At 43.9% G+C, this 19775-nt stretch carries 17 protein-coding genes; 11 read left to right on the forward strand and 6 right to left on the reverse strand.

Annotated elements, in window-relative coordinates; translation table 11 throughout:
• Positions 1–428: 428 nt before the first annotated feature.
• Both aceB and aceA read left to right on the forward strand, forming a co-directional pair.
• Entirely contained in the window at positions 429–2066 is a 1638-nt protein-coding gene (gene aceB / locus L4C54_RS14300) for a malate synthase A (protein ID WP_428808716.1), read from the forward strand.
• Positions 2067–2232: 166 nt separating this feature from the next.
• Entirely contained in the window at positions 2233–3546 is a 1314-nt protein-coding gene (aceA, locus tag L4C54_RS14305) for an isocitrate lyase (protein ID WP_428801007.1), read from the forward strand.
• 116 nt (positions 3547–3662) lie between these two features.
• Here the strand turns inward: aceA and L4C54_RS14310 are convergent, their stop codons facing one another.
• Together L4C54_RS14310 and L4C54_RS14315 are read right to left on the reverse strand one after the other, a co-directional pair.
• On the reverse strand, positions 3663–3971 hold the full coding sequence (locus L4C54_RS14310; protein ID WP_428808717.1) for a hypothetical protein: 309 nt from the start codon (positions 3969–3971) through the stop codon (positions 3663–3665).
• A 54-nt stretch (positions 3972–4025) separates the two neighbouring features.
• Positions 4026–5951 (reverse strand): alkyl/aryl-sulfatase, encoded by a 1926-nt coding sequence (locus tag L4C54_RS14315; RefSeq protein WP_428808718.1) that lies wholly within the window; start codon positions 5949–5951, stop codon positions 4026–4028.
• 156 nt (positions 5952–6107) lie between these two features.
• On the opposite strand from L4C54_RS14315, the gene L4C54_RS14320 reads away from it, so the two are divergent.
• Positions 6108–7013, forward strand: coding sequence for a LysR family transcriptional regulator (locus L4C54_RS14320; protein WP_428808719.1), 906 nt, complete (start codon positions 6108–6110; stop codon positions 7011–7013).
• Between the two features lie 57 nt (positions 7014–7070).
• On the opposite strand, the gene L4C54_RS14325 is transcribed toward L4C54_RS14320, so the two are convergent.
• Positions 7071–7511 (reverse strand): CBS domain-containing protein, encoded by a 441-nt coding sequence (locus L4C54_RS14325; RefSeq protein WP_428808720.1) that lies wholly within the window; start codon positions 7509–7511, stop codon positions 7071–7073.
• A 327-nt stretch (positions 7512–7838) separates the two neighbouring features.
• Here L4C54_RS14325 and queA point away from each other — a divergent pair, with 327 nt between their 5' ends.
• From queA to mepA, 6 genes are all read left to right on the forward strand, one after another.
• Entirely contained in the window at positions 7839–8891 is a 1053-nt protein-coding gene (gene queA / locus L4C54_RS14330) for a tRNA preQ1(34) S-adenosylmethionine ribosyltransferase-isomerase QueA (RefSeq protein ID WP_428808813.1), read from the forward strand.
• A 148-nt stretch (positions 8892–9039) separates the two neighbouring features.
• Entirely contained in the window at positions 9040–10173 is a 1134-nt protein-coding gene (gene tgt / locus L4C54_RS14335) for a tRNA guanosine(34) transglycosylase Tgt (protein ID WP_428801003.1), read from the forward strand.
• 112 nt (positions 10174–10285) lie between these two features.
• On the forward strand, positions 10286–10615 hold the full coding sequence (yajC, locus tag L4C54_RS14340; RefSeq protein ID WP_428801002.1) for a preprotein translocase subunit YajC: 330 nt from the start codon (positions 10286–10288) through the stop codon (positions 10613–10615).
• Between the two features lie 21 nt (positions 10616–10636).
• Entirely contained in the window at positions 10637–12493 is a 1857-nt protein-coding gene (secD, locus tag L4C54_RS14345) for a protein translocase subunit SecD (RefSeq protein ID WP_428808721.1), read from the forward strand.
• 14 nt (positions 12494–12507) lie between these two features.
• Positions 12508–13455, forward strand: a complete 948-nt coding sequence (secF, locus tag L4C54_RS14350) for a protein translocase subunit SecF (RefSeq protein ID WP_428801000.1) — start codon at positions 12508–12510, stop codon at positions 13453–13455.
• 193 nt (positions 13456–13648) lie between these two features.
• Positions 13649–14485, forward strand: coding sequence for a penicillin-insensitive murein endopeptidase (gene mepA / locus L4C54_RS14355; protein ID WP_428808722.1), 837 nt, complete (start codon positions 13649–13651; stop codon positions 14483–14485).
• Between the two features lie 107 nt (positions 14486–14592).
• Here the strand turns inward: mepA and L4C54_RS14360 are convergent, their stop codons facing one another.
• The 3 genes from L4C54_RS14360 to rdgC all read right to left on the reverse strand — a co-directional run bounded on the left by L4C54_RS14360 (position 14593) and on the right by rdgC (position 17413).
• Positions 14593–14847: a YfhL family 4Fe-4S dicluster ferredoxin gene (locus L4C54_RS14360; protein WP_248007628.1), complete on the reverse strand. Its 255-nt coding sequence runs from the start codon at positions 14845–14847 to the stop codon at positions 14593–14595.
• A 1-nt stretch (position 14848) separates the two neighbouring features.
• A complete protein-coding gene (trhP, locus tag L4C54_RS14365) occupies positions 14849–16252 on the reverse strand; it encodes a prephenate-dependent tRNA uridine(34) hydroxylase TrhP (RefSeq protein ID WP_428800998.1) in 1404 nt (467 codons plus the stop codon).
• A 246-nt stretch (positions 16253–16498) separates the two neighbouring features.
• Positions 16499–17413 (reverse strand): recombination-associated protein RdgC, encoded by a 915-nt coding sequence (rdgC, locus tag L4C54_RS14370; protein WP_428808723.1) that lies wholly within the window; start codon positions 17411–17413, stop codon positions 16499–16501.
• Positions 17414–17722: 309 nt separating this feature from the next.
• Here rdgC and phoB point away from each other — a divergent pair, with 309 nt between their 5' ends.
• Positions 17723–18412 carry a phosphate regulon transcriptional regulator PhoB gene (gene phoB, locus L4C54_RS14375; RefSeq protein WP_428808724.1) on the forward strand — a complete coding sequence of 230 codons (690 nt, stop codon included), beginning with the start codon at positions 17723–17725 and terminating at the stop codon, positions 18410–18412.
• Between the two features lie 63 nt (positions 18413–18475).
• Positions 18476–19774: a phosphate regulon sensor histidine kinase PhoR gene (phoR, locus tag L4C54_RS14380; RefSeq protein WP_428808725.1), complete on the forward strand. Its 1299-nt coding sequence runs from the start codon at positions 18476–18478 to the stop codon at positions 19772–19774.
• The last annotated feature ends 1 nt before the right edge of the window (position 19775 follow it).

The raw sequence follows: 19775 nt of genomic DNA on the forward strand, positions 1-19775 counted from the left end.
TAAGCTTATATATCAAGGCTTATGCCCCCACTAATGATTTTCATACGCTTGTTTGAAATTAGTTTTGGTACAAAATTTTACGTAATTAAATTACGTAATAACTTACGTGTTTAGGGTGTAAATCAATCACTTGTTTCAAACGGAATAAAACTTTGAATTTAACTTTTTGTTAACTTTGGAGCTGTTGCTATATGGTTGTTTGATGTAAGTTAAGTATGGAATCTACAAGGGAAGTTAAGACTTATGTCTAGTTTGTAGGGTCTTGAAAATCGTTTCTTAGTAGGTGAAGGTATAGACAAGAAACAACAAAACATAAGAAAACCCAAAAATAGTTAGGATGTCATTTTGTGGTTTTATAGTTACAAAAGTTGCGTTTGGTTACCTAGATAGCTTTATGCTGAATGAAGATAGTTCTAAGGAAGAGAGTTATGTTTGCACCAATTTCAGATAATACGATAGATAGTAAAACAACAGGTAAAGCTAAAGAGCAACTTGAGGTTGTTGGTGAAATTTCACCAGAACATCAAGCTATATTCCCTGTTGGAGCCCAAGCCCTTTTATCTGAGTTGTGTGGGAAGTTCGCCAAGAGAGTTGATAATTTGCTTGTTGCTCGCCAACAGCGTCAGCAAAAAATCGACCAAGGTGAACTGCCCGACTTTCAAGAGGATACGCAAGATATCCGAGAAGGTAGCTGGAAAATACTTGGTATTCCCAACGACTTGCAAGATCGTCGAGTGGAGATTACGGGCCCAACCGACCGTAAGATGGTGATCAACGCTCTGAATGCTAACGTAAAAGTATTTATGGCCGACTTTGAAGATTCGATGTCACCCGCGTGGGGGAAAGTGCTTGATGGACAGGTTAACCTACGTGATGCGATTAACGGCACGATTAGCTATACCAATCCAAACAATGGCAAGCATTACCAATTGACGGAGGATCCCGCAACACTGATCTGCCGAGTACGTGGTCTGCACTTGAAAGAGAAACACGTTACTTATAATCAAGAGGTTATCCCTGGAGCCTTGTTCGATTTTGCACTGTATTTCTTTAATAACTACAAAACGTTATTAGCAAAAGGCAGTGGCCCTTATTTCTATATTCCAAAGCTTCAGTCTCACTTTGAAGCGAAGTGGTGGAGCGACGTATTCCACTTTACGGAAGAGTATTTTGGTCTCGATACGGGAACCATCAAAGCAACAGTATTGATTGAAACATTACCGGCTGTGTTTGAGATGAATGAAATTCTTTTCGCGATGAAAGAGCATATCGTGGGTCTTAACTGTGGCCGCTGGGATTACATCTTCAGCTACATCAAAACACTCAAAAATTACCCAGATCGCATCTTGCCAGATAGACAAGTTGTGACAATGGAGAAGTCTTTCTTAAACGCTTATTCAAGACTGCTAGTTAGAACCTGTCATCAGCGAGGTGCTTTTGCAATGGGAGGTATGGCCGCCTTCATCCCTGCAAAAGATCCGGTCGCGAACCAACAAGTACTCGATAAGATCCAACACGATAAGTCGCTTGAAGCGAACAATGGACACGACGGTACTTGGGTGGCGCATCCGGGCCTTGCTGACACAGCACTTGCTGTATTCGATGCCACGTTTGGTGAGCGTATCAATCAGCTCGATATTTCTCGAAGCGACGATGTACCAATTACCGCTAAAGAATTATTAGAGCCGTGTTCCGGAGAGCGAACAGAGCAAGGGATGCGTCATAACATCCGTGTTGCTTTGCAATACATTGAAGCTTGGATCTCAGGCAATGGCTGTGTCCCTATCTACGGAATGATGGAAGATGCAGCAACCGCTGAAATATCTCGTGCTTCAATATGGCAATGGATCAAACACGGTAAAGATTTAGATAACGGACAAACGGTCACCAAAGCTTTGTTTGAACAATACCTGACTGAAGAAATTGAAGTAGTGAAGCAAGAGTTGGGAGAAGACAGATTCAGCAGTGGACGTTTTGATGAAGCCGCTAAATTGATGGCCAAACTGACCACCAGTGATGAGCTGACCGATTTCTTAACAGTTCCAGGTTATGACTACTTGGACTAAGTAAAACTTGAACAAGATTAACTAGAAAAACCAATAACGTGAAATCAACCTTCAGACGCAGAGTAGCTTACCGTAAAGATTAAGCACTGCTATGAAATGGAAGACCAATGCGCATGTCGTTCACCAGAGAGTAAACACACAGCGCACTACCTAAGAGGGAAACACCATGACATTAACTCGACGCCAACAAATCGAAGCTCTAGAAAAAGACTGGGCAACTAATCCACGCTGGAACAATGTTAAGCGTACTTACACTGCGGAAGAGGTGGTTGATCTTCGTGGTTCAGTAGTCCCTGCTAATACGCTTGCACAACGCGGTGCGGATAAACTGTGGTCATTGGTCAATGGTGATTCCAAAAAAGGTTATGTGAACTGTTTAGGTGCATTGACTGGTGGACAAGCGGTTCAACAAGCTAAGGCGGGTATTGAAGCGATTTACCTATCAGGTTGGCAGGTAGCGGCAGACAACAACACTGCATCGACTATGTACCCAGACCAATCTCTTTATCCAGTAGATTCAGTGCCTTCAGTCGTTAAGCGTATAAACAACTCGTTCCGTCGTGCGGATCAAATTCAATGGGCAGCGGGAATAACACCACAAGATGAAGCTGGTCTTGATTACTTCCTACCAATCGTTGCTGATGCTGAAGCCGGTTTTGGCGGTGTATTGAACGCTTATGAGCTGATGAAAAACATGATTGAATCTGGTGCGGCGGGTGTTCACTTTGAAGACCAACTGGCGTCAGTGAAAAAATGTGGCCACATGGGCGGAAAAGTACTGGTTCCGACACAAGAAGCGGTACAAAAACTAACGGCTGCTCGTCTGGCTGCTGATGTAGCGGGAACAACAACACTGGTTATTGCGCGTACCGATGCGAACGCTGCTGACCTACTGACGTCGGATTGTGACCCGTATGATAGCGACTTCATCCAAGGTGAGCGCACAGCTGAAGGTTTCTACAAAGTAGATGCAGGTATCAATCAAGCGATCTCTCGCGGTCTAGCTTACGCACCGTATGCCGATTTAATCTGGTGTGAAACAGCAAAACCATGCTTGGAAGAAGCGCGTAAGTTTGCTGAAGCGATTCATGCAGAATACCCAGATCAACTGCTAGCCTATAACTGTTCACCTTCGTTCAACTGGGAGAAAAACCTAGATTCAGAAACGATTGCTAAGTTCCAACAAGAGCTTGCGGATATGGGTTACAAGTACCAATTCATCACGTTAGCAGGCATTCATAACATGTGGTACAACATGTTCGATTTGGCTCATGCTTACGCACAAGGTGAAGGTATGCGTCACTATGTTGAGAAAGTACAGCGCCCTGAGTTTGAAGCGGCAGATAAAGGCTATACCTTCGTGGCTCACCAACAAGAAGTAGGTACTGGTTACTTTGACCGTATGACCAATACGATTCAAGGCGGTAACTCGTCGGTGACAGCGCTAACTGGTTCAACGGAAGAAGAGCAGTTTAAATAACGAATAAAGTTGGTCTATAGACCAAACCCTAATCCACTATAAAACGTCATTATAATAAAGAAGCAACACTATTTGAGCAGCCTAGGCTGCTCTTTTTTTTGAGTCTACCGAGGGCACTAGTAAAGTGAAACTCGATGGCATACCCATTCAATATCATGGTAGTGGCAAAATTGTTTTTTCCCCTCTCTTGCCGCTTGAGAGAAAAGCTCTTTTTCATTGCTTGTTTTGACCAAGGTCTTCAACTCTTCAAGTTGGAACGGTATTGGTTGATTATTGGTGGCCTTAGTAGCTTTATTTCCTTGCTCTAAAGCCAGCAGAAATGCATCTTCATTGACGACGGGTATATGGAAAACACCATCAGCATCACAACCCACCACTTGAAAAGAGAGCATGGTAAGGATGGTAAATAGAGTACGCTTAATCATTGTATACCTCAATAATTGGCTACCCCAAAAGGCAGCCAATATAGACACTTAGTATTAACGTAGTGTGGTGTTATAACCTTGTGCTGGTTTGTCTAGCGAGCCAAAGAATTTAGGCACTAGACTCGGCTCACCTTCAATTGTGATCAGTCCTTTCGCAACAGCATCTACGAAATCAACTTTCCCCATAAGTACGCCAACAAATACATTCTTGCTTAAGTTAACCGTTGTCGCTTCGCCTTCATAGTTTGCATGAAATTGTGCTAGACCATTACGTACTTCAAGAGCATGAGTTTCTTCACCAAAATCAAATGAAATCGTATAATGATCATTTATGGTACGCTCTGCGTTAACTGAGAAGCGTAGACCATTGACTAGAATTTCAGGAGAAAAAGCAGCCAGTAAGTCTGGAGAACCAAGGTCAATTTTCTTACTACGGTCAAGCGTTCCATCAAGCTCTTGTGCAGAAGTTATGTACCAATTACGCCAGTTGATGTTTGATTCACGATAGCCTAATTCACGTAAAGCAAATGCTTTTAGGTTACGTGGCTCCATATCATCGAAATCGACTCGGATAGCATGAGTAGCAAGTTCTGCACACCATTGGAATTCGCCGCTATTACACGCGTCGGTAGCAAACTTCATCACGTTATCTTTTCCACCCATAAGGTCGACATAACGTACTGAAGAGTCAGTTGAATGCAGTGGGTTTAGTGTTGTAGGGTCACCATCAAACCAACCTAACTCACCAACAAAGATTTGCTTAGCAGAGTGACGGATTGAACCGTAGTAGTCCCCAAGCCATGGGTGATTTTTTAAGTGTTCTGGAAGTTTAATATCACGAATAAGATCTTCTTGTGTCGCACCGTTATTAATTGCTTTGATGGATTGGTCATAGGTGAACTGAATAGCATCACGGTAAGCCGTTAAAGTATCAGCTACGTGCTCAGCACCAATAACAGGGCGGCCATGTGACGTCATCATAATGTCAGCATCTAGCTCGCGTAATACATCAATACCAGGGAACCAGTTTTGTGGGTCGCGGTAACGAGTGCCACGAATAGTGTGTAGGTTAGGGAAAGACTCACCTTGAATGACTTCTGCAGCCCACAACACATCTTGTTCTTTAAAGTGAACAACAATCTCATCTGATGCTTCTGATGGGATGTGCTTAATCACCATGTCCACTCCAGCTATGTTTATCTCTAGCTCTCCCCAATGGCCTTCAACAAGAGTGTTAGGGCGGATTAGGGTCAGCTCTTTGATATAAAAATCAGTACCTAAACCACCGTTAACTCTTCCTGCTTCTTCAACTTCAAGTAGGGTACCTAACGAGTAATCGACTCGGGTACCAATAGCAGGACCGAGACCACCAGCAGAACCTGCTGCAAGTGTTTTCATGAAACTGTCGTGAGCAATGATTTTCACGTCGTCAGTAAATTTATCGATACCGCGTACGCCGCCGTAGTGATCAACGTGCCAGTGCGAGTAAAGTACTGCCGAGACAGGCTTTGTGATTCCAGTAACGTCACGGAAATCGGCAATCGCTTCACGCATTTTGTCTGCTGATTCCATCGGATCTAAGACGATAAGAGAATCATCCCCTTCAACTATGGTTGCTGAGGTTAAGCCGTAGCCATAGAGCTTAAAGAATTTGTCTTTGATAACAAATATTCCAGCATCCATCTTTTTCGAGTGAGCAAGAAGGTTAGGATTTACAGTATTATCGGCACTTTCAGTGACAGTAAATTGCTTATTGGTTGGAATCCACTTTGTATCGCGGTTTTCACCGTGCCAGTAATGAGTTGCGTTTGACCCTTCACCTAGGTAGTAATCATGAGAAAGCGTTGGGATTGTTACTTCTACATTAGAAAAACGGTCTTGTGACTGTAACTGTTGTACAGCATCAGGAGAGCTCATTGCTAAACTTATTGGACTTAACGTGGTGGCTAACAATGCTGTTGCGAGTAAAGTCTTTTTCATAATATGCCTTCAAATTGGATTAGTTTGATTAACGTAGGCAAAGATAAATGATATAACTATAAGTGTGTTTATAATGACTATTAGATATACTTATATTTGAAAGGTTGGGCTTATGGCTCTCACTATTAGACTTATATCAACGAAGGTTTTGAAAACTTGAAACACTCATATTTTTCGTTATTTCCTGTCTTTGTCGCTGTATTTGAAGAGGGAAGTTTATCGTCTGCTGCGAAACGGCTCGATATTACACAGTCTGCGGTCAGTCAATCATTAAACAAATTACGAGACCTTTATGAAGACTCACTGTTTATTCGCTCTGCTAGTGGAGTAAAACCGAGCGCATTGGCGGTTGAAATATATCCAAATCTGGCAGAGGCGGTGAATAGGGCGGAGGTAACCTTACCTGGCAAACGAGAGTTTCGAGCGAAAGAGAGTGAGCGAATATTCTCTATATGCAGTATCAGTGTCGCAGGGTCGAATATTTTGCCAGAACTCTCAACTATTATGGCTAAACAGGCGCCTAACAGTAGTGTTGAGGTGCACCCTCTGTCTGGTAAAGACCTTATTACAGATTTACGGTTTCAGAATTATGACTTGCTGTTAACGTCTTACCCTCATTTATATCCATCATTAAAAAGCACTCAATTGTTTGAAGAGGAGTTGGTTGTGGTGGTAAGAAGCGATCACCCGAGGATTCATCACTCTATTTCTGAGCAGCAGTTTTTAGTGGAAAAGCACGTCACGCACTCTCAAACAGCTAACCAGTCAGGCTTTCTGGAAACATTAAATCAAGCCGTTTTAAATAAGCGCCAAGTGGCTTGGAAAGTAGCGGGTATTTTGGATTCAATGCCGATTGTTGCAAAAACAGACTTGATCTCAATTACAACTCGCTCTATTGCTCATCGTTATGTAGACACGTTTGATGTAAAGGTGCTTACAATAGATTTCATTCCGAATAAAATTGATTTGTATATGTTATGGCATGGTTCACGTAGCAATGAAGCTGCCCACCGATGGTTTAGGCAACAATTGCTTATGGCTGCTTCTATAGTGAATACTTAATTAAGGAACTTTGCCGCCATTCATCTTGCGATAATATGGCAGCAATAAGTCGGGGGGCTACTCGACCTCTTCAGGCTCAATCTCTTCTTGAAGTTCAAGCAAGTTAATTGCGATAGAAACGAAATCACTGTCGGTGATGATCCCGACAAGTTCGCTGTTTTCTACGATAGGTAAGCAACCAACTTTATGCTTTTGCATATACTTAGCACTTTCCTTTAATCCTGCACACGGTGACACCGTCATGATACTGGTGTGCATTACGTCATCCAGTGGTGTTGTTAGGGTGTAAGACTGATCGCTCGGTACTTTTTGTAAGCTCGATTCTTGCGCTGCAAGTACATCACGCTGAGTGATAATACCCAGTAGTTTTCTTTCTGCATCGACAACTGGAATATGGCGAATATCAAGCGCCTCCATCATGTTTTTTGCATCAGCCAGCGTATGAGAGCGTAACAGTGTATGAGGGTTACGGGTCATCATGTCTTCGACTTTAATCATATTCGCCTCCTGCTTATTAGCTGTACCTTATGACTATAGTTTTTTTTCTAGAATTTAGTTGGGAGCTAGTTCGTTTTGCCGCGTATTTTTCTAAGAATCGGCGCTAACTTTGACCTATGTTATTTTTGATGCATATAGCCTAAAAAATTTGCTATAGACGCGACAAAACTTGCTATTAAATCTAAGGAATCTATACTGTTCGGCTGCGAAAAAACCATCGCTGATAGCTTTGTTTTTTATTGATAGCTTAGCTTCTCAATGATGGTAAATGTTTTCGCTGACGGCTCTATTTATGAGCGCGGATTTTCACTAGATAAGACGATTAACATGCAAGTTTCTGATTTTCACTTTGAACTCCCTGATGAACTGATTGCTCGCTACCCAACAGCTGAGCGTACAGCAAGCCGCCTTCTGCATTTAGATGGCATGAATGGTGAACTTAATGACCGTTCATTTAAAGATGTACTCGATCTGGTTAAGCCAGGGGATTTGATGGTATTTAATAATACCCGAGTGATCCCAGCGCGCCTTTTCGGCCGTAAAGAATCGGGTGGTAAGTTAGAAGTACTTGTTGAGCGTATGCTGGATGAAAAAAGCATTCTTGCGCATGTTCGCTGCTCAAAATCACCTAAGCCAGGGACAAAACTGTTCCTTGGTGAGAATGATGAGTATCAAGCGGAAATGGTCGCTCGTCATGATGCGCTATTTGAAATCCAGTTTAACGATGAAAAATCGGTACTCGATATATTAAACGATGTTGGCCACATGCCATTGCCGCCTTATATCGACCGCCCAGATGAAGATGCCGATAAAGAACGTTACCAAACGGTATATAATGAGAAGCCGGGTGCGGTAGCTGCGCCAACAGCGGGCCTGCACTTTGATGATGGGATTTTAGCGCAGATTAAAGAGAAAGGCGTTGAGTTTGCTTACGTTACATTACACGTTGGAGCGGGTACGTTCCAGCCAGTAAAAGTCGACAACATCAATGATCACCACATGCATGCAGAGTACGTAGAAGTACCGCAAGAAGTGGTTGATGCTATTGCTGAAACGAAAGCACGCGGTGGACGTATTATTGCCGTCGGTACTACTTCGGTTCGTTCATTAGAAAGCGCTGCGCAAGACGCTGTGAAAAAAGGCACTGACCTTGTTCCTTTCTTTGGCGATACTGAAATATTTATCTTCCCAGGCTACGAGTATCAACTCGTGGATTGCCTCGTGACTAATTTTCACCTGCCAGAGTCCACGCTGATTATGTTAGTGAGTGCTTTTGCAGGTTATGACAACACCATGGCTGCGTATAAGCGCGCTGTAGAAGGTGAGTACCGCTTCTTTAGCTATGGCGATGCCATGTTCATCAACAAAAAGACAGCTTAAACCAAGTTTTAAAATTTAGATTAACGAGTGCTAGCAGTAGGCTAGAGAAAGAGCTTAGCTCTTACTTCGCAAGGAATCGCGACCGCTCTCGTAGGGTGAAAGCCCATCAATAATAGTCAGACTGTTTTTCTGGCAAATTGGAGTTCTCGTGAGATTAAAGTACGAACTGAAAAAAACTAACGGTAACGCGCGTCGTGGCCAACTGCAATTCGAACGTGGCACGGTTGAAACACCTGCATTCATGCCTGTTGGTACCTACGGTACGGTTAAAGGTATGACACCGGAAGAAGTAAAAGACACGGGTGCTGAAATTCTTCTTGGTAACACGTTCCACCTTTGGCTACGTCCGGGTCAAGAAATCATGAAATTACACGGTGATTTGCATGACTTCATGAACTGGAAAGGTCCTATCCTGACTGATTCAGGCGGCTTCCAAGTATTTAGCCTTGGTAAGACACGTAAAATCACTGAAGAAGGTGTTCACTTCCGTAGCCCAGTAAACGGCGACAAGGTCTTTATGGATGCAGAGAAATCAATGCAAATCCAATACGATCTTGGCTCTGACGTTGTGATGATTTTTGACGAATGTACGCCATACCCTGCAACGCACGATGAAGCGCGTATCTCAATGGAGCGTTCAGTTCGATGGGCAGACCGTAGCCGCAATGAATTTGATCGCCAAGAGAATCCAAACTCTCTGTTTGGTATTGTTCAAGGTGGCGTTTACGAAGACCTTCGTGACGTATCGGTAAAAGCACTGACTGACATCGGTTTTGACGGCTACGCTGTTGGTGGCTTAGCAGTAGGCGAACCAAAAGAAGATATGCACCGCGTTCTTGAGCATACCTGTCCTCAACTTCCTGAAGATAAGCCTCGTTACCTAATGGGCGTGGGCAAACCAGAAGACCTAGTTGAAGGCGTTCGTCGCGGAATTGACATGTTCGATTGTGTAATGCCTACGCGAAATGCACGTAACGGCCACCTATTTGTGACTGGAGGTGTGATCAAGATCCGTAATGCGAAACATAAAACCGATACAACACCACTAGATCCGCACTGTGACTGTTACACTTGCCAGAATTATTCAAAGTCATATTTACATCACCTAGACCGTTGTAACGAAATTCTAGGTGCGCGATTAAATACGATTCATAACTTGCGTTATTACCAACGTTTAATGGAAAGCATTCGCTTGGCGATTGATGAAGATCGATTTGATAGCTTTGTAGAAGAGTTTTACGCACGTCGTGATCGCTCTGCGCCGCCACTCGGTAACGAATAATTACAAAACCCTTTTGTTTTCAGCCTGAATACACTTGGTATAAGACTTGAAAATGAAGGGGTGATCCCCAATTACATTGAATTAACACAAAATATATATAGAGGACGTCTTAATGTTTATTTCTCAAGCTCACGCAGCAGCAGAAGGTGGACCAGCAGGTGGTGGTTTCGAAATGATTATCATGCTAGGTATGTTCGCAGTAATCTTTTACTTCATGATTTACCGCCCACAAGCTAAGCGTGTAAAAGAGCATAAGAATCTTATGGCTGCAATGGGCAAAGGTGATGAAGTTATTACTAGCGGTGGCCTAGTGGGTAAAATCACTAAAATCGCTGAAGATAACGACTACATCTCAATTGAGCTTAACGCGAACAATGAAGTTGTAATCAAGAAAGATTTTGTTACTGCTGTGCTACCTAAGGGTACACTGAAGTCTCTATAAAACAGCTAAAGGAATCTTGCTGTGCTAAACCGTTATCCGTTATGGAAGTATTTGATGGTGATTTTCGCCATCGCGACAGCTGCGCTGTATGCACTTCCAAACCTCTACGGTGAAGATCCAGCTATTCAAGTTACAGGGGCGCGCGGCGCCTCTGTTGATCTGTCAACGCTGGATTCCATCACCAATGCCCTTGAAAAACAGGGTCTCTCCCATAAGTCTATTGCTCTAGAGAATGGACAAGTTCTTGTTCGTTTCAACGACACTGATACTCAGCTAACAGCTCGTGATATTGTCAGCGAAGCGCTTGGAAAAGACAAAATTGTTGCCCTTAACTTAGCAGCGGCTACGCCTAATTGGCTTGAGTCTATTGGCGCAGCGCCAATGAAACTTGGTCTTGATTTGCGTGGTGGTGTTCACTTCTTAATGGAAGTGGATATGGACGCGGCAATGAAGACACTCGTTGGCCAACAAGAAGAAGCGTTCCGTAGTGAGCTGCGTGAAGAGCGTATTCGTTACCGCTCAATTCGCCCTTCTGGTAGTGATGCCGTTGAAGTTCTTCTGCGTGATGCAGAACAACTCGCAAGTGCTAAAAAACTTCTTGCTGATAAACACCGTGATATGACGTTTGTTGATTCAGACAGTAACGGTCGTTTTGCTCTTGTTGCAACGTTCAATGAAGCTCGCCTAACTGAAATTCGTAACTACGCTGTTGAACAAAATATCACTATTTTGCGTAACCGTGTGAACGAACTAGGTGTTGCTGAGCCGTTGGTTCAGCGTCAAGGTTCAAGCAGAATCGTTGTTGAGCTTCCAGGCGTTCAAGATACAGCGCGTGCTAAAGAAATTCTTGGTGCTACTGCAACTCTAGAGTTCCGTGAAGTTGATGATAAAGCTGACCTTTCAGCGGCTGCGAGCGGTCGTGCTCCAGCAGGTAGCGAAATCAAGACCAACCGTGATGGCCGCCCTGTTGTGGTTAAAAAGCGCGTTATTCTTGGTGGTGCTCACATCACTGATGCAAGCTCAAGCGTTGATGAATATGGCCGTCCACAAGTTAACATCTCACTGGACAGTGAAGGTGGTAGCAAGATGTCGACGTTCTCTCGTCAAAATGTCGGTAAGCTTATGGCGACCGTATTTGCAGAGTACAAAGACAGTGGTCGTAAGACGCCTGAAGGCAGCGTGATTCTAACCAAGCATGAAGAAGTGATTAACCAAGCGACAATTCAAACTGCGCTTGGCCGTAACTTCCGAATCACAGGTATCGATTCTGTTGCTGAAGCTCATAACCTAGCACTACTACTTCGTGCGGGTGCTTTGATTGCTCCAATCTCAATTGTTGAAGAACGTACTATCGGTCCATCGATGGGACAACAAAACATTGATATGGGTATCCAAGCGATGATCTGGGGTATGGTTGCAGTAATGCTATTTACGCTGTTTTATTACCGTAAATTTGGCTTTATCGCAAACATGGCTCTAATGGCGAACTTGGTTCTAATCATTGGTGTAATGTCGATGATCCCAGGGGCGACAATGACGCTGCCAGGTATCGCCGGTATTGTTTTAACCGTTGGTATGGCGGTTGATGCAAACGTACTGATTTTTGAGCGTATCCGTGAAGAACTTCGTGATGGGAAAAACCCACAACAAGCGATTCACCAAGGTTACTCAAACGCGTTCAGTACCATTGCCGATGCGAACATCACCACCTTAATTACAGCAATCATTCTGTTTGCTGTCGGTACAGGTGCGATTAAAGGTTTCGCTGTTACGTTATCCATTGGTATTTTGACTTCCATGTTTACCGCTATTGTAGGCACACGTTGTGTGGTTAACCTGCTATACGGTGGTAAGCGTGTCGATAAACTGTCGATCTAAGGCTAGGAATTAATATGTTTCAAATTCTAAAAGCAGAGAAAACGATCGACTTTATGCGTTGGTCAAAAGTCGCATTCGCCTTTTCTCTATTTATGATTGGTGCGGCGATTTTTACGCTATCAACTAAATGGTTAAACTGGGGTCTAGACTTCACGGGTGGTACTCTGATTGAAGTGGGCTTTGAACAGCCTGCTAATCTAGAAGACATTCGTAGTGCACTTGAAGCGGAAGGCTTTGGCGATGCAACGGTGCAGAACTTCGGTTCAGCACGTGAAGTTATGGTTCGTCTGCGTCCACGTGATGGTGTTGCAAATGAAACCCTAGGCAACCAAATTCTAAATGCGATTAAAGATGGTACGGGTGATAGTGTTGAGATGCGTCGTATCGAGTTCGTTGGCCCTAACGTGGGTGACGAACTAACAGAAGCGGGTGGTCTTGCGATCATTGCTTCTCTGATCTGTATCTTGATCTATGTATCGATTCGTTTTGAATGGCGTCTAGCTGCAGGTGCCGTTATGGCATTGGCGCACGATGTCATCATCACGCTTGGTATATTCTCGCTACTGCAAATTGAAGTGGATTTAACCATTGTCGCAGCCTTGCTGACGGTGGTCGGGTACTCACTCAACGATACCATCGTTGTATTTGACCGTATCCGTGAAAACTTCCGTAAGATGCGTAAAGGCGAGCCACCTGAGGTTATGAATAACTCGATCACTCAAACATTGAGTCGTACGTTGATTACCTCTGGTACTACGTTATTCGTGGTTATTGCCCTCTTCACGCAAGGCGGCGCAATGATTCACGGCTTCGCACTGGCGTTGCTATTAGGTATCACTGTCGGTACTTACTCTTCAATCTACGTTGCATCAGCACTAGCATTGAAACTGGGTATCCAGAAAGAACACCTAATGCCACCTCAAATTGAGAAAGAAGGCGAAGAGTTTGATGAAATGCCATAAGGCGTTTTGTTAACCCGCTACAAAAAGCTGCTAGGAATCTAGCAGCTTTTTTTATATTTGAAGCAAAGCTGTACTAGTGTGAATAGGGGTAATGAGCGGATATAACTCTGCTACAAGTCGCTAGTTATAGCTATATTATGCTAATTTGGTGGTGAGACTAATTATGGATAAGCGTTATTTCATGGAGGAGATAATGAAATATAGGGTAGCTCTGTTAACTGGAATTTTGTTAGGTGTCATACCGCGATTAGCTAATGCAACTGAATGGGAAGCAAAGCAACTCCCATCTGCTCACCCAACGGAATCCATCGGCAGTTACGCCAATGGCTGCCTGGCAGGGGCGAAAGCGTTGCCATTAGAAGGCGAGGGCTATCAAGTCATTAGAAGCCAACGTGAACGCTATTATGCGCATCCTGACACTGTCAGCTTTATTCAAACTCTCGCAAAGCAAACCTACCAAGGCTTAGAGTCTATCTTGTTGATTGGCGATCTTTCTCTTCCTCAAGGCGGACGTTTTTCTTCTGGACACTCAAGTCATCAAACTGGGCTTGATATTGATGTCTGGCTTCGCTTAGCCAAAGAGCCATTAAGTGCACAAGAGCTTGCTAAACCCAAAGCGATGAGCGTCGTCCACGTTAAGCAATTTGAATTAAACAGAAAGCGTTGGAGTGACGAACACTTTCAGTTGGTGAAATTCGCAGCGCAGAATGCCCAAGTGGCGCGAATTTTTGTTCATCCGGTAATTAAAGATAAACTGTGTCAGTCTGAGCAGGTTGATAACCGAGAATGGCTTCGCAAAGTAAGACCGTGGTGGGGGCATCATTCTCATATCCATGTGCGTTTAAACTGCCCTAAAGGGGATAGCTCTTGTCAGGCACAAGCCGCGCCACCAGAAGGGGACGGTTGCGGTTATGAACTAGAAAGTTGGTGGCCAAAACCAGAAGACAAGACTGAAACAGCCGCTAAACCAACTAAGAAGAAAAAGCCCAAGATTCCGCCGAACCAATGTTTGGCTATGCTGAATGAATAAGGTCGAACGAATAAGGCTTAATGAAGAAAAACCAATAGATACAAAAAAGGAGCACATGTCCGTGCTCCTTCTCTTATCTTCTATTTTTAGCTAAGACGATTTGAAGTCTAAGCCAAACCTTGAATAATAACGAACTTCTCTAAAAGCTCTTCATCGGTCTCAATGTTTTTTGGATCCGTAATAATACACTTAGTGATAGGGCACACTGACTGGCACGTTGGCTTGTCGTAGTGGCCCTTACACTCTGTACACAGCAAAGGATCAATCTCGAAGATAGAGTCACCCATAGTGATTGCGCCATTTGGGCATTCAGGGTCACACATATCACAGTTGATGCATTTGTCGGTGATCAGTAGCGCCATCTTATTTACCTGTTGGGTTACGGGTATCCTGACCGGCATTAAGGTTACGCATCAGCAGTCCGTATGAGAGATCCAACTCTACAGGAACTGGGATGAAGACAAAGTGACCGTTGCCTTTTGCATCATCAATAACTTGTGACTTACGGTTTTCCATTGCTTCAAGGGTGAACACAATGTTTCCGTTTGGCGTCATAAGCTCAAGGCTATCACCAACAAGGAATTTATTTTTCACTTCAACTTCCGCTAAATCACCACGGCGTTGACCTGTGAATTCACCAACAAACTGTTGAGCGTCAGATACTGAGTAGCCGTAATCGTAGTTCTGGTAAGTATCGTGTGTGTGACGGCGTAGGAAGCCTTCCGTGTAACCGCGGTGAGCTAGGCTCTCTAACGTGCCCATTAGGCTCTCATCGAACGGCTTACCTGCAACAGCATCATCAATCGCTTTACGGTAAACCTGAGCAGTACGAGCACAGTAGTAGAACGATTTAGTACGGCCTTCAATCTTCAATGAGTGAACACCCATTTTAGTTAGGCGCTCAACGTGTTGAATCGCACGAAGATCTTTAGAGTTCATGATGTAAGTACCATGCTCATCTTCAAATGCCGCCATTTTCTCTTCAGGGCGGTGCGCTTCTGAAAGTAGCACAACATCATCGATTGGCTTGCCAAGACCTAGCGTGTTATCAGGGCGCTCGTCTTGAACTTCAACGGCTTGAACGTCAGCAGCAGGGTCAAATTTCTCAACAATTTGACCAGTAGAATCTTCTTTTGCTTCTTCTACTTTGTACTCCCAACGACAAGCATTGGTGCAAGTACCTTGGTTTGGATCGCGCTTGTTGATGTAGCCAGACAGTAAGCAGCGACCTGAGTAAGCCATGCAAAGAGCGCCATGAACGAAGATTTCTAGTTCAGTCTCTGGGCAGTGCTCACGAATTTCTTCAATTTCTTCTAGAGAAAGTTCACGAGAAAGAATGACACGCTCAACACCTTGAGTAGACCAGAATTTCACTGTCGCCCAGTTAACCGCATTCGCTTGAACTGAAAGGTGAATCGCCATATCAGGGAACGCTTCACGAACCATCATGATAAGACCAGGATCCGACATGATTAGAGCGTCTGGCCCCATTTCAACGATTGGTTTTAGATCGCGAATGAAAGTCTTAAGCTTTGAGTTATGTGGTTGGATGTTACATACCACGTAAAGCTTTTTACCTTGAGCGTGCGCTTCGTTGATGCCGATCTCTAGGTTTTCATGATTGAATTCGTTGTTACGTACACGAAGGCTGTAGCGTGGCTGGCCTGCGTAAACCGCATCTGCGCCATAAGCGAAAGCGTAACGCATGTTCTTTAGGCTGCCTGCTGGTGACAGTAGTTCGGGTACGAATGGTGTATTAGTTGTCATTGCTTCTTTCTCAGTCTGATCTCAAGTCAGGTTACTCCCACCTAGTGGAAGTAAAGGGGCGCGTATTTTACGTTAAAATGTGACTTAAAACAAATGCACAGTTTTCATAAGGGAATAGAGAATTTATGCATTAAAAATAGTGAGAGAAGTGATAGGAAGAGAAAACAAAAACGCCCTTCAGGCTAAACTAAATAACCAGTGAAGAGCGTTTGTTTTAAAAGGTGGTATCTACGGTTTAGATATTTATTACGCGTCTGGGTGCGGTAGACCGCCCAATGCTTCATAAAGGTTCGGTAAGAAAGCGCTTAGCTCACCACACATCAAAGAGAAGTCAGCGTCAAAACGAGCCGCTTGGTCTTCACGTGGAATGTCTTCGTTTTGATCTTTTAAATCATCACAGAATTTCAGGCGTTTAATACTGCCATCTTCAGCGAGTAAAAATTCGATACGCTCTTGCCAATCTAGTGCAAGTTTGGTGACCACTTTGTTTGCTTCAATGTGATTTTGAATCTCTTCTGCGCTTAGCTCTTGCTTCTTACAACGAATGATACCGCCATCTTCTTGAATAGATTCTAGCTCGGCTTCATCAAGTAAAGTGATACCTTGTGGAGTCGCACCTGTCTTAACCCATTCAGTCATTGTTGTATCGATCGCTTGCTCTGGAATAGCAGGAACAACCGGTAAGCTGCCCATGGTTTTACGCAGTAGTGCCAGAACGTCTTCCGCTTTTTTGTAGCTGCTTGCATCAACAAGGATAAGACCTTCTTTTGGCAAGATAAGAACAAAGGTGTTGCTGCTACGGCTAAAGGCTCTTGGAAGAAGATCGATGATGATCTCATCTTTTAGCGTCTCTTTTTCTGTCTTTTTAAGAGGACGGCCTTCAGCGGCTTCCATCGTTTCAATCTTGTTGTTCAGTGAGTCTTTGATCACTGAAGCCGGAATCATCTTCTCTTCTCTTTTCGCGCAGATCAGAATACGGTTTTCAGAAACGTGCGTCATCATGTCACCCTGACGACCCATAGCTGTTACCCAGCCAAACTTTTGTTTGTCTTGACTACCACAAGGTGTAAAACGGAATTCTTCAAGTTGCGTTTCTAGCTGGTCAGCATTGAATTCAATATCGCGATTGAAGCGATAAACCAGACAGTTTTTAAACCACATATTTTTTCTCTAGGCTGGAATTAAGTCGATCATGATAGGCAATTTTTAGCGGGTTGTCTTATCCGTGTGTAAAAATCTTCGCACAATTAACATCGGGCAAACGATTAACCGTAAATTGACTTAATAAGCTCAGTTTGGCGTCGTTTGTTATGAAGCTGCCGCGAAAGTTATATTAAACTTTGTTTGCAATGGTCACAAAAGTGTCATACTAACTGGTAATAATGCCTATAGTTGCAAAGGGTAAGCCAAAGTCGCTAATGATTGAGAAAATCACCCTAGCGTTAATTTTATACATAAGGTTATTGAATTATGTCCAGAAGGATTCTAGTGGTTGAAGATGAAGCACCAATCCGTGAGATGTTGTGTTTTGTTCTTGAACAGAAAGGTTACCAAGCAGTAGAAGCGGAAGATTATAACACCGCAGTAGATAAGCTAGCTGAACCCTTTCCAGACCTTGTACTACTTGATTGGATGCTTCCAGGCGGTAGTGGCATTAACTTTATTAAGCACATGAAGCGTGAAGAACTAACGCGCAATATCCCTGTTGTGATGCTAACAGCACGTGGCGAAGAAGAAGACAAGGTTCGTGGTCTTGAAGTAGGCGCAGATGATTACATCACTAAGCCTTTCTCACCAAAAGAGCTTGTTGCCCGATTAAAAGCAGTGATTCGTCGTGTTACTCCTACCGCACTTGAAGATGTGATTGATGTTCAAGGACTTAGACTTGACCCTGTTTCTCACCGAGTGATGGCCAATGAGACGCCACTCGATATGGGACCAACTGAGTTTAAGATGCTGCATTTCTTTATGACGCACCAAGAGCGAGTGTACAGTCGTGAGCAGTTACTCAATAATGTTTGGGGCACCAACGTCTATGTTGAAGACCGTACGGTTGACGTACATATTCGTCGATTGCGTAAAGCACTCGAGAACGCAGGCCATGACAAGTTAATTCAAACGGTTCGTGGAGCAGGCTACCGTTTCTCAGTAAAAGCTTAATTCTATTAGATTGTTGATAGGCCGTTTTGAGGAAGAAAAAGGACAGGTGTCCGAGGAATTACATTGGTTGAAAAGTTAACCTGGAAAAAGCTAGCTTGGGAGCTGGCTTTTTTTTACACCCCTTGGGTTATTGTAGGGTGGATATTTGGATATATGCCGTGGTTGCTATTAGCTGCCACGGTTTTGCAGTTGTTGTGGCACCTACATAATCAGATGAGATTATCTGCGTGGCTATGGGATGAGAAAAGACTCACGCCCCCTTCTGGAAGTGGCAACTGGGAATCTCTGTTTAACGGTATTTACCGCCTTCAGCAACGTCAGCGTAAAAAACGTAAAGAGCTTACTAACCTCATTCGTCGTTTCCGTAATGGTGCCGAATCGTTACCCGATGCCGTAGTGGTATTTCGTGGCGAGGGGAACATCGTTTGGTGTAACAAGCTTGCGCAGCACTTACTGGGCTTCAAATGGCCAGATGATTCAGGTCAACCGGTTTCGAACCTTATCCGTACGCCCGATTTTATTAAGTATCTCAATAAGCAGGACTTTTCTGAGCCGCTAGAGATGCCGTCGCCACTTAATGTTGAGCGAATGCTTGAGCTACGTATCGTGCCTTATACGGAAGGTGAGCACCTGATGGTGGTACGTGATGTATCGCAACTCAAGAAGCTTGAAGGAATGCGTCGTAACTTCTTCGCTAACGTTTCTCATGAATTACGTACTCCAATGACGGTTCTTCGCGGTTATCTCGAGATGACGGAAGATCCTGACATGCTAGTGGGCCCTATGTGGGGCAAAGCGCATGGGGTTATGACTGAGCAACTCAATCGTATGAACAGCTTGGTGAGCCAACTGCTGACGTTGTCTAAGATTGAAGCCGCACCGATGGATGAGTTTGAAGATGTTGTTAATGTACCCGCTATGCTTGAAGTACTAGAAAAAGAAGCGGTTAGCCTAAGTGGTGATGATGCTCACCAATTAGAGTTTAAGGTTGATACTGGGCTGCGTGTATTGGCTGATGAAGATCAATTGCGTAGTGCGATTTCAAATCTTGTTTATAACGCGGTGAAATATACAGAAGCCGGTGCGAAAATTAAGGTTCGCTGGTTTAAAACAGCGCAAGGAGCCTGCCTTGAGGTAGAAGATAGTGGTGATGGTATTGAACCTCAGCATTTACATAGATTAACAGAGCGTTTTTATCGTGTTGATAAAGCGCGTTCACGAGATACTGGCGGTAGCGGTTTAGGGCTTGCGATAGTGAAGCATGCACTGACCCACCATGATGCGCATTTAGAGATTCAAAGTGTTGTTGGTGTGGGCAGTAAGTTCTCGTTTATCTTACCTAGTCGTTTAATCGTGGAGTGAT

Source organism: Vibrio lamellibrachiae (assembly GCF_050337265.1).
Taxonomy (GTDB): Bacteria; Pseudomonadota; Gammaproteobacteria; order Enterobacterales; family Vibrionaceae; genus Vibrio; species Vibrio kyushuensis.

What these genes read in the sequence shown, in the direction of transcription:
- L4C54_RS14325 (WP_428808720.1), bottom strand. Translation starts at nt 7,511, where the DNA reads ATGATTAAAGTCGAAGACATGATGACCCGTAACCCTCATACACTGTTA.
- queA (WP_428808813.1), top strand. Translation starts at nt 7,839, where the DNA reads ATGCAAGTTTCTGATTTTCACTTTGAACTCCCTGATGAACTGATTGCT.
- aceA (WP_428801007.1), top strand. Translation starts at nt 2,233, where the DNA reads ATGACATTAACTCGACGCCAACAAATCGAAGCTCTAGAAAAAGACTGG.
- phoB (WP_428808724.1), top strand. Translation starts at nt 17,723, where the DNA reads ATGTCCAGAAGGATTCTAGTGGTTGAAGATGAAGCACCAATCCGTGAG.
- L4C54_RS14360 (WP_248007628.1), bottom strand. Translation starts at nt 14,847, where the DNA reads ATGGCGCTACTGATCACCGACAAATGCATCAACTGTGATATGTGTGAC.
- secF (WP_428801000.1), top strand. Translation starts at nt 12,508, where the DNA reads ATGTTTCAAATTCTAAAAGCAGAGAAAACGATCGACTTTATGCGTTGG.
- yajC (WP_428801002.1), top strand. Translation starts at nt 10,286, where the DNA reads ATGTTTATTTCTCAAGCTCACGCAGCAGCAGAAGGTGGACCAGCAGGT.
- rdgC (WP_428808723.1), bottom strand. Translation starts at nt 17,413, where the DNA reads ATGTGGTTTAAAAACTGTCTGGTTTATCGCTTCAATCGCGATATTGAA.
- L4C54_RS14310 (WP_428808717.1), bottom strand. Translation starts at nt 3,971, where the DNA reads ATGATTAAGCGTACTCTATTTACCATCCTTACCATGCTCTCTTTTCAA.
- aceB (WP_428808716.1), top strand. Translation starts at nt 429, where the DNA reads ATGTTTGCACCAATTTCAGATAATACGATAGATAGTAAAACAACAGGT.
- trhP (WP_428800998.1), bottom strand. Translation starts at nt 16,252, where the DNA reads ATGACAACTAATACACCATTCGTACCCGAACTACTGTCACCAGCAGGC.
- L4C54_RS14315 (WP_428808718.1), bottom strand. Translation starts at nt 5,951, where the DNA reads ATGAAAAAGACTTTACTCGCAACAGCATTGTTAGCCACCACGTTAAGT.
- mepA (WP_428808722.1), top strand. Translation starts at nt 13,649, where the DNA reads ATGAAATATAGGGTAGCTCTGTTAACTGGAATTTTGTTAGGTGTCATA.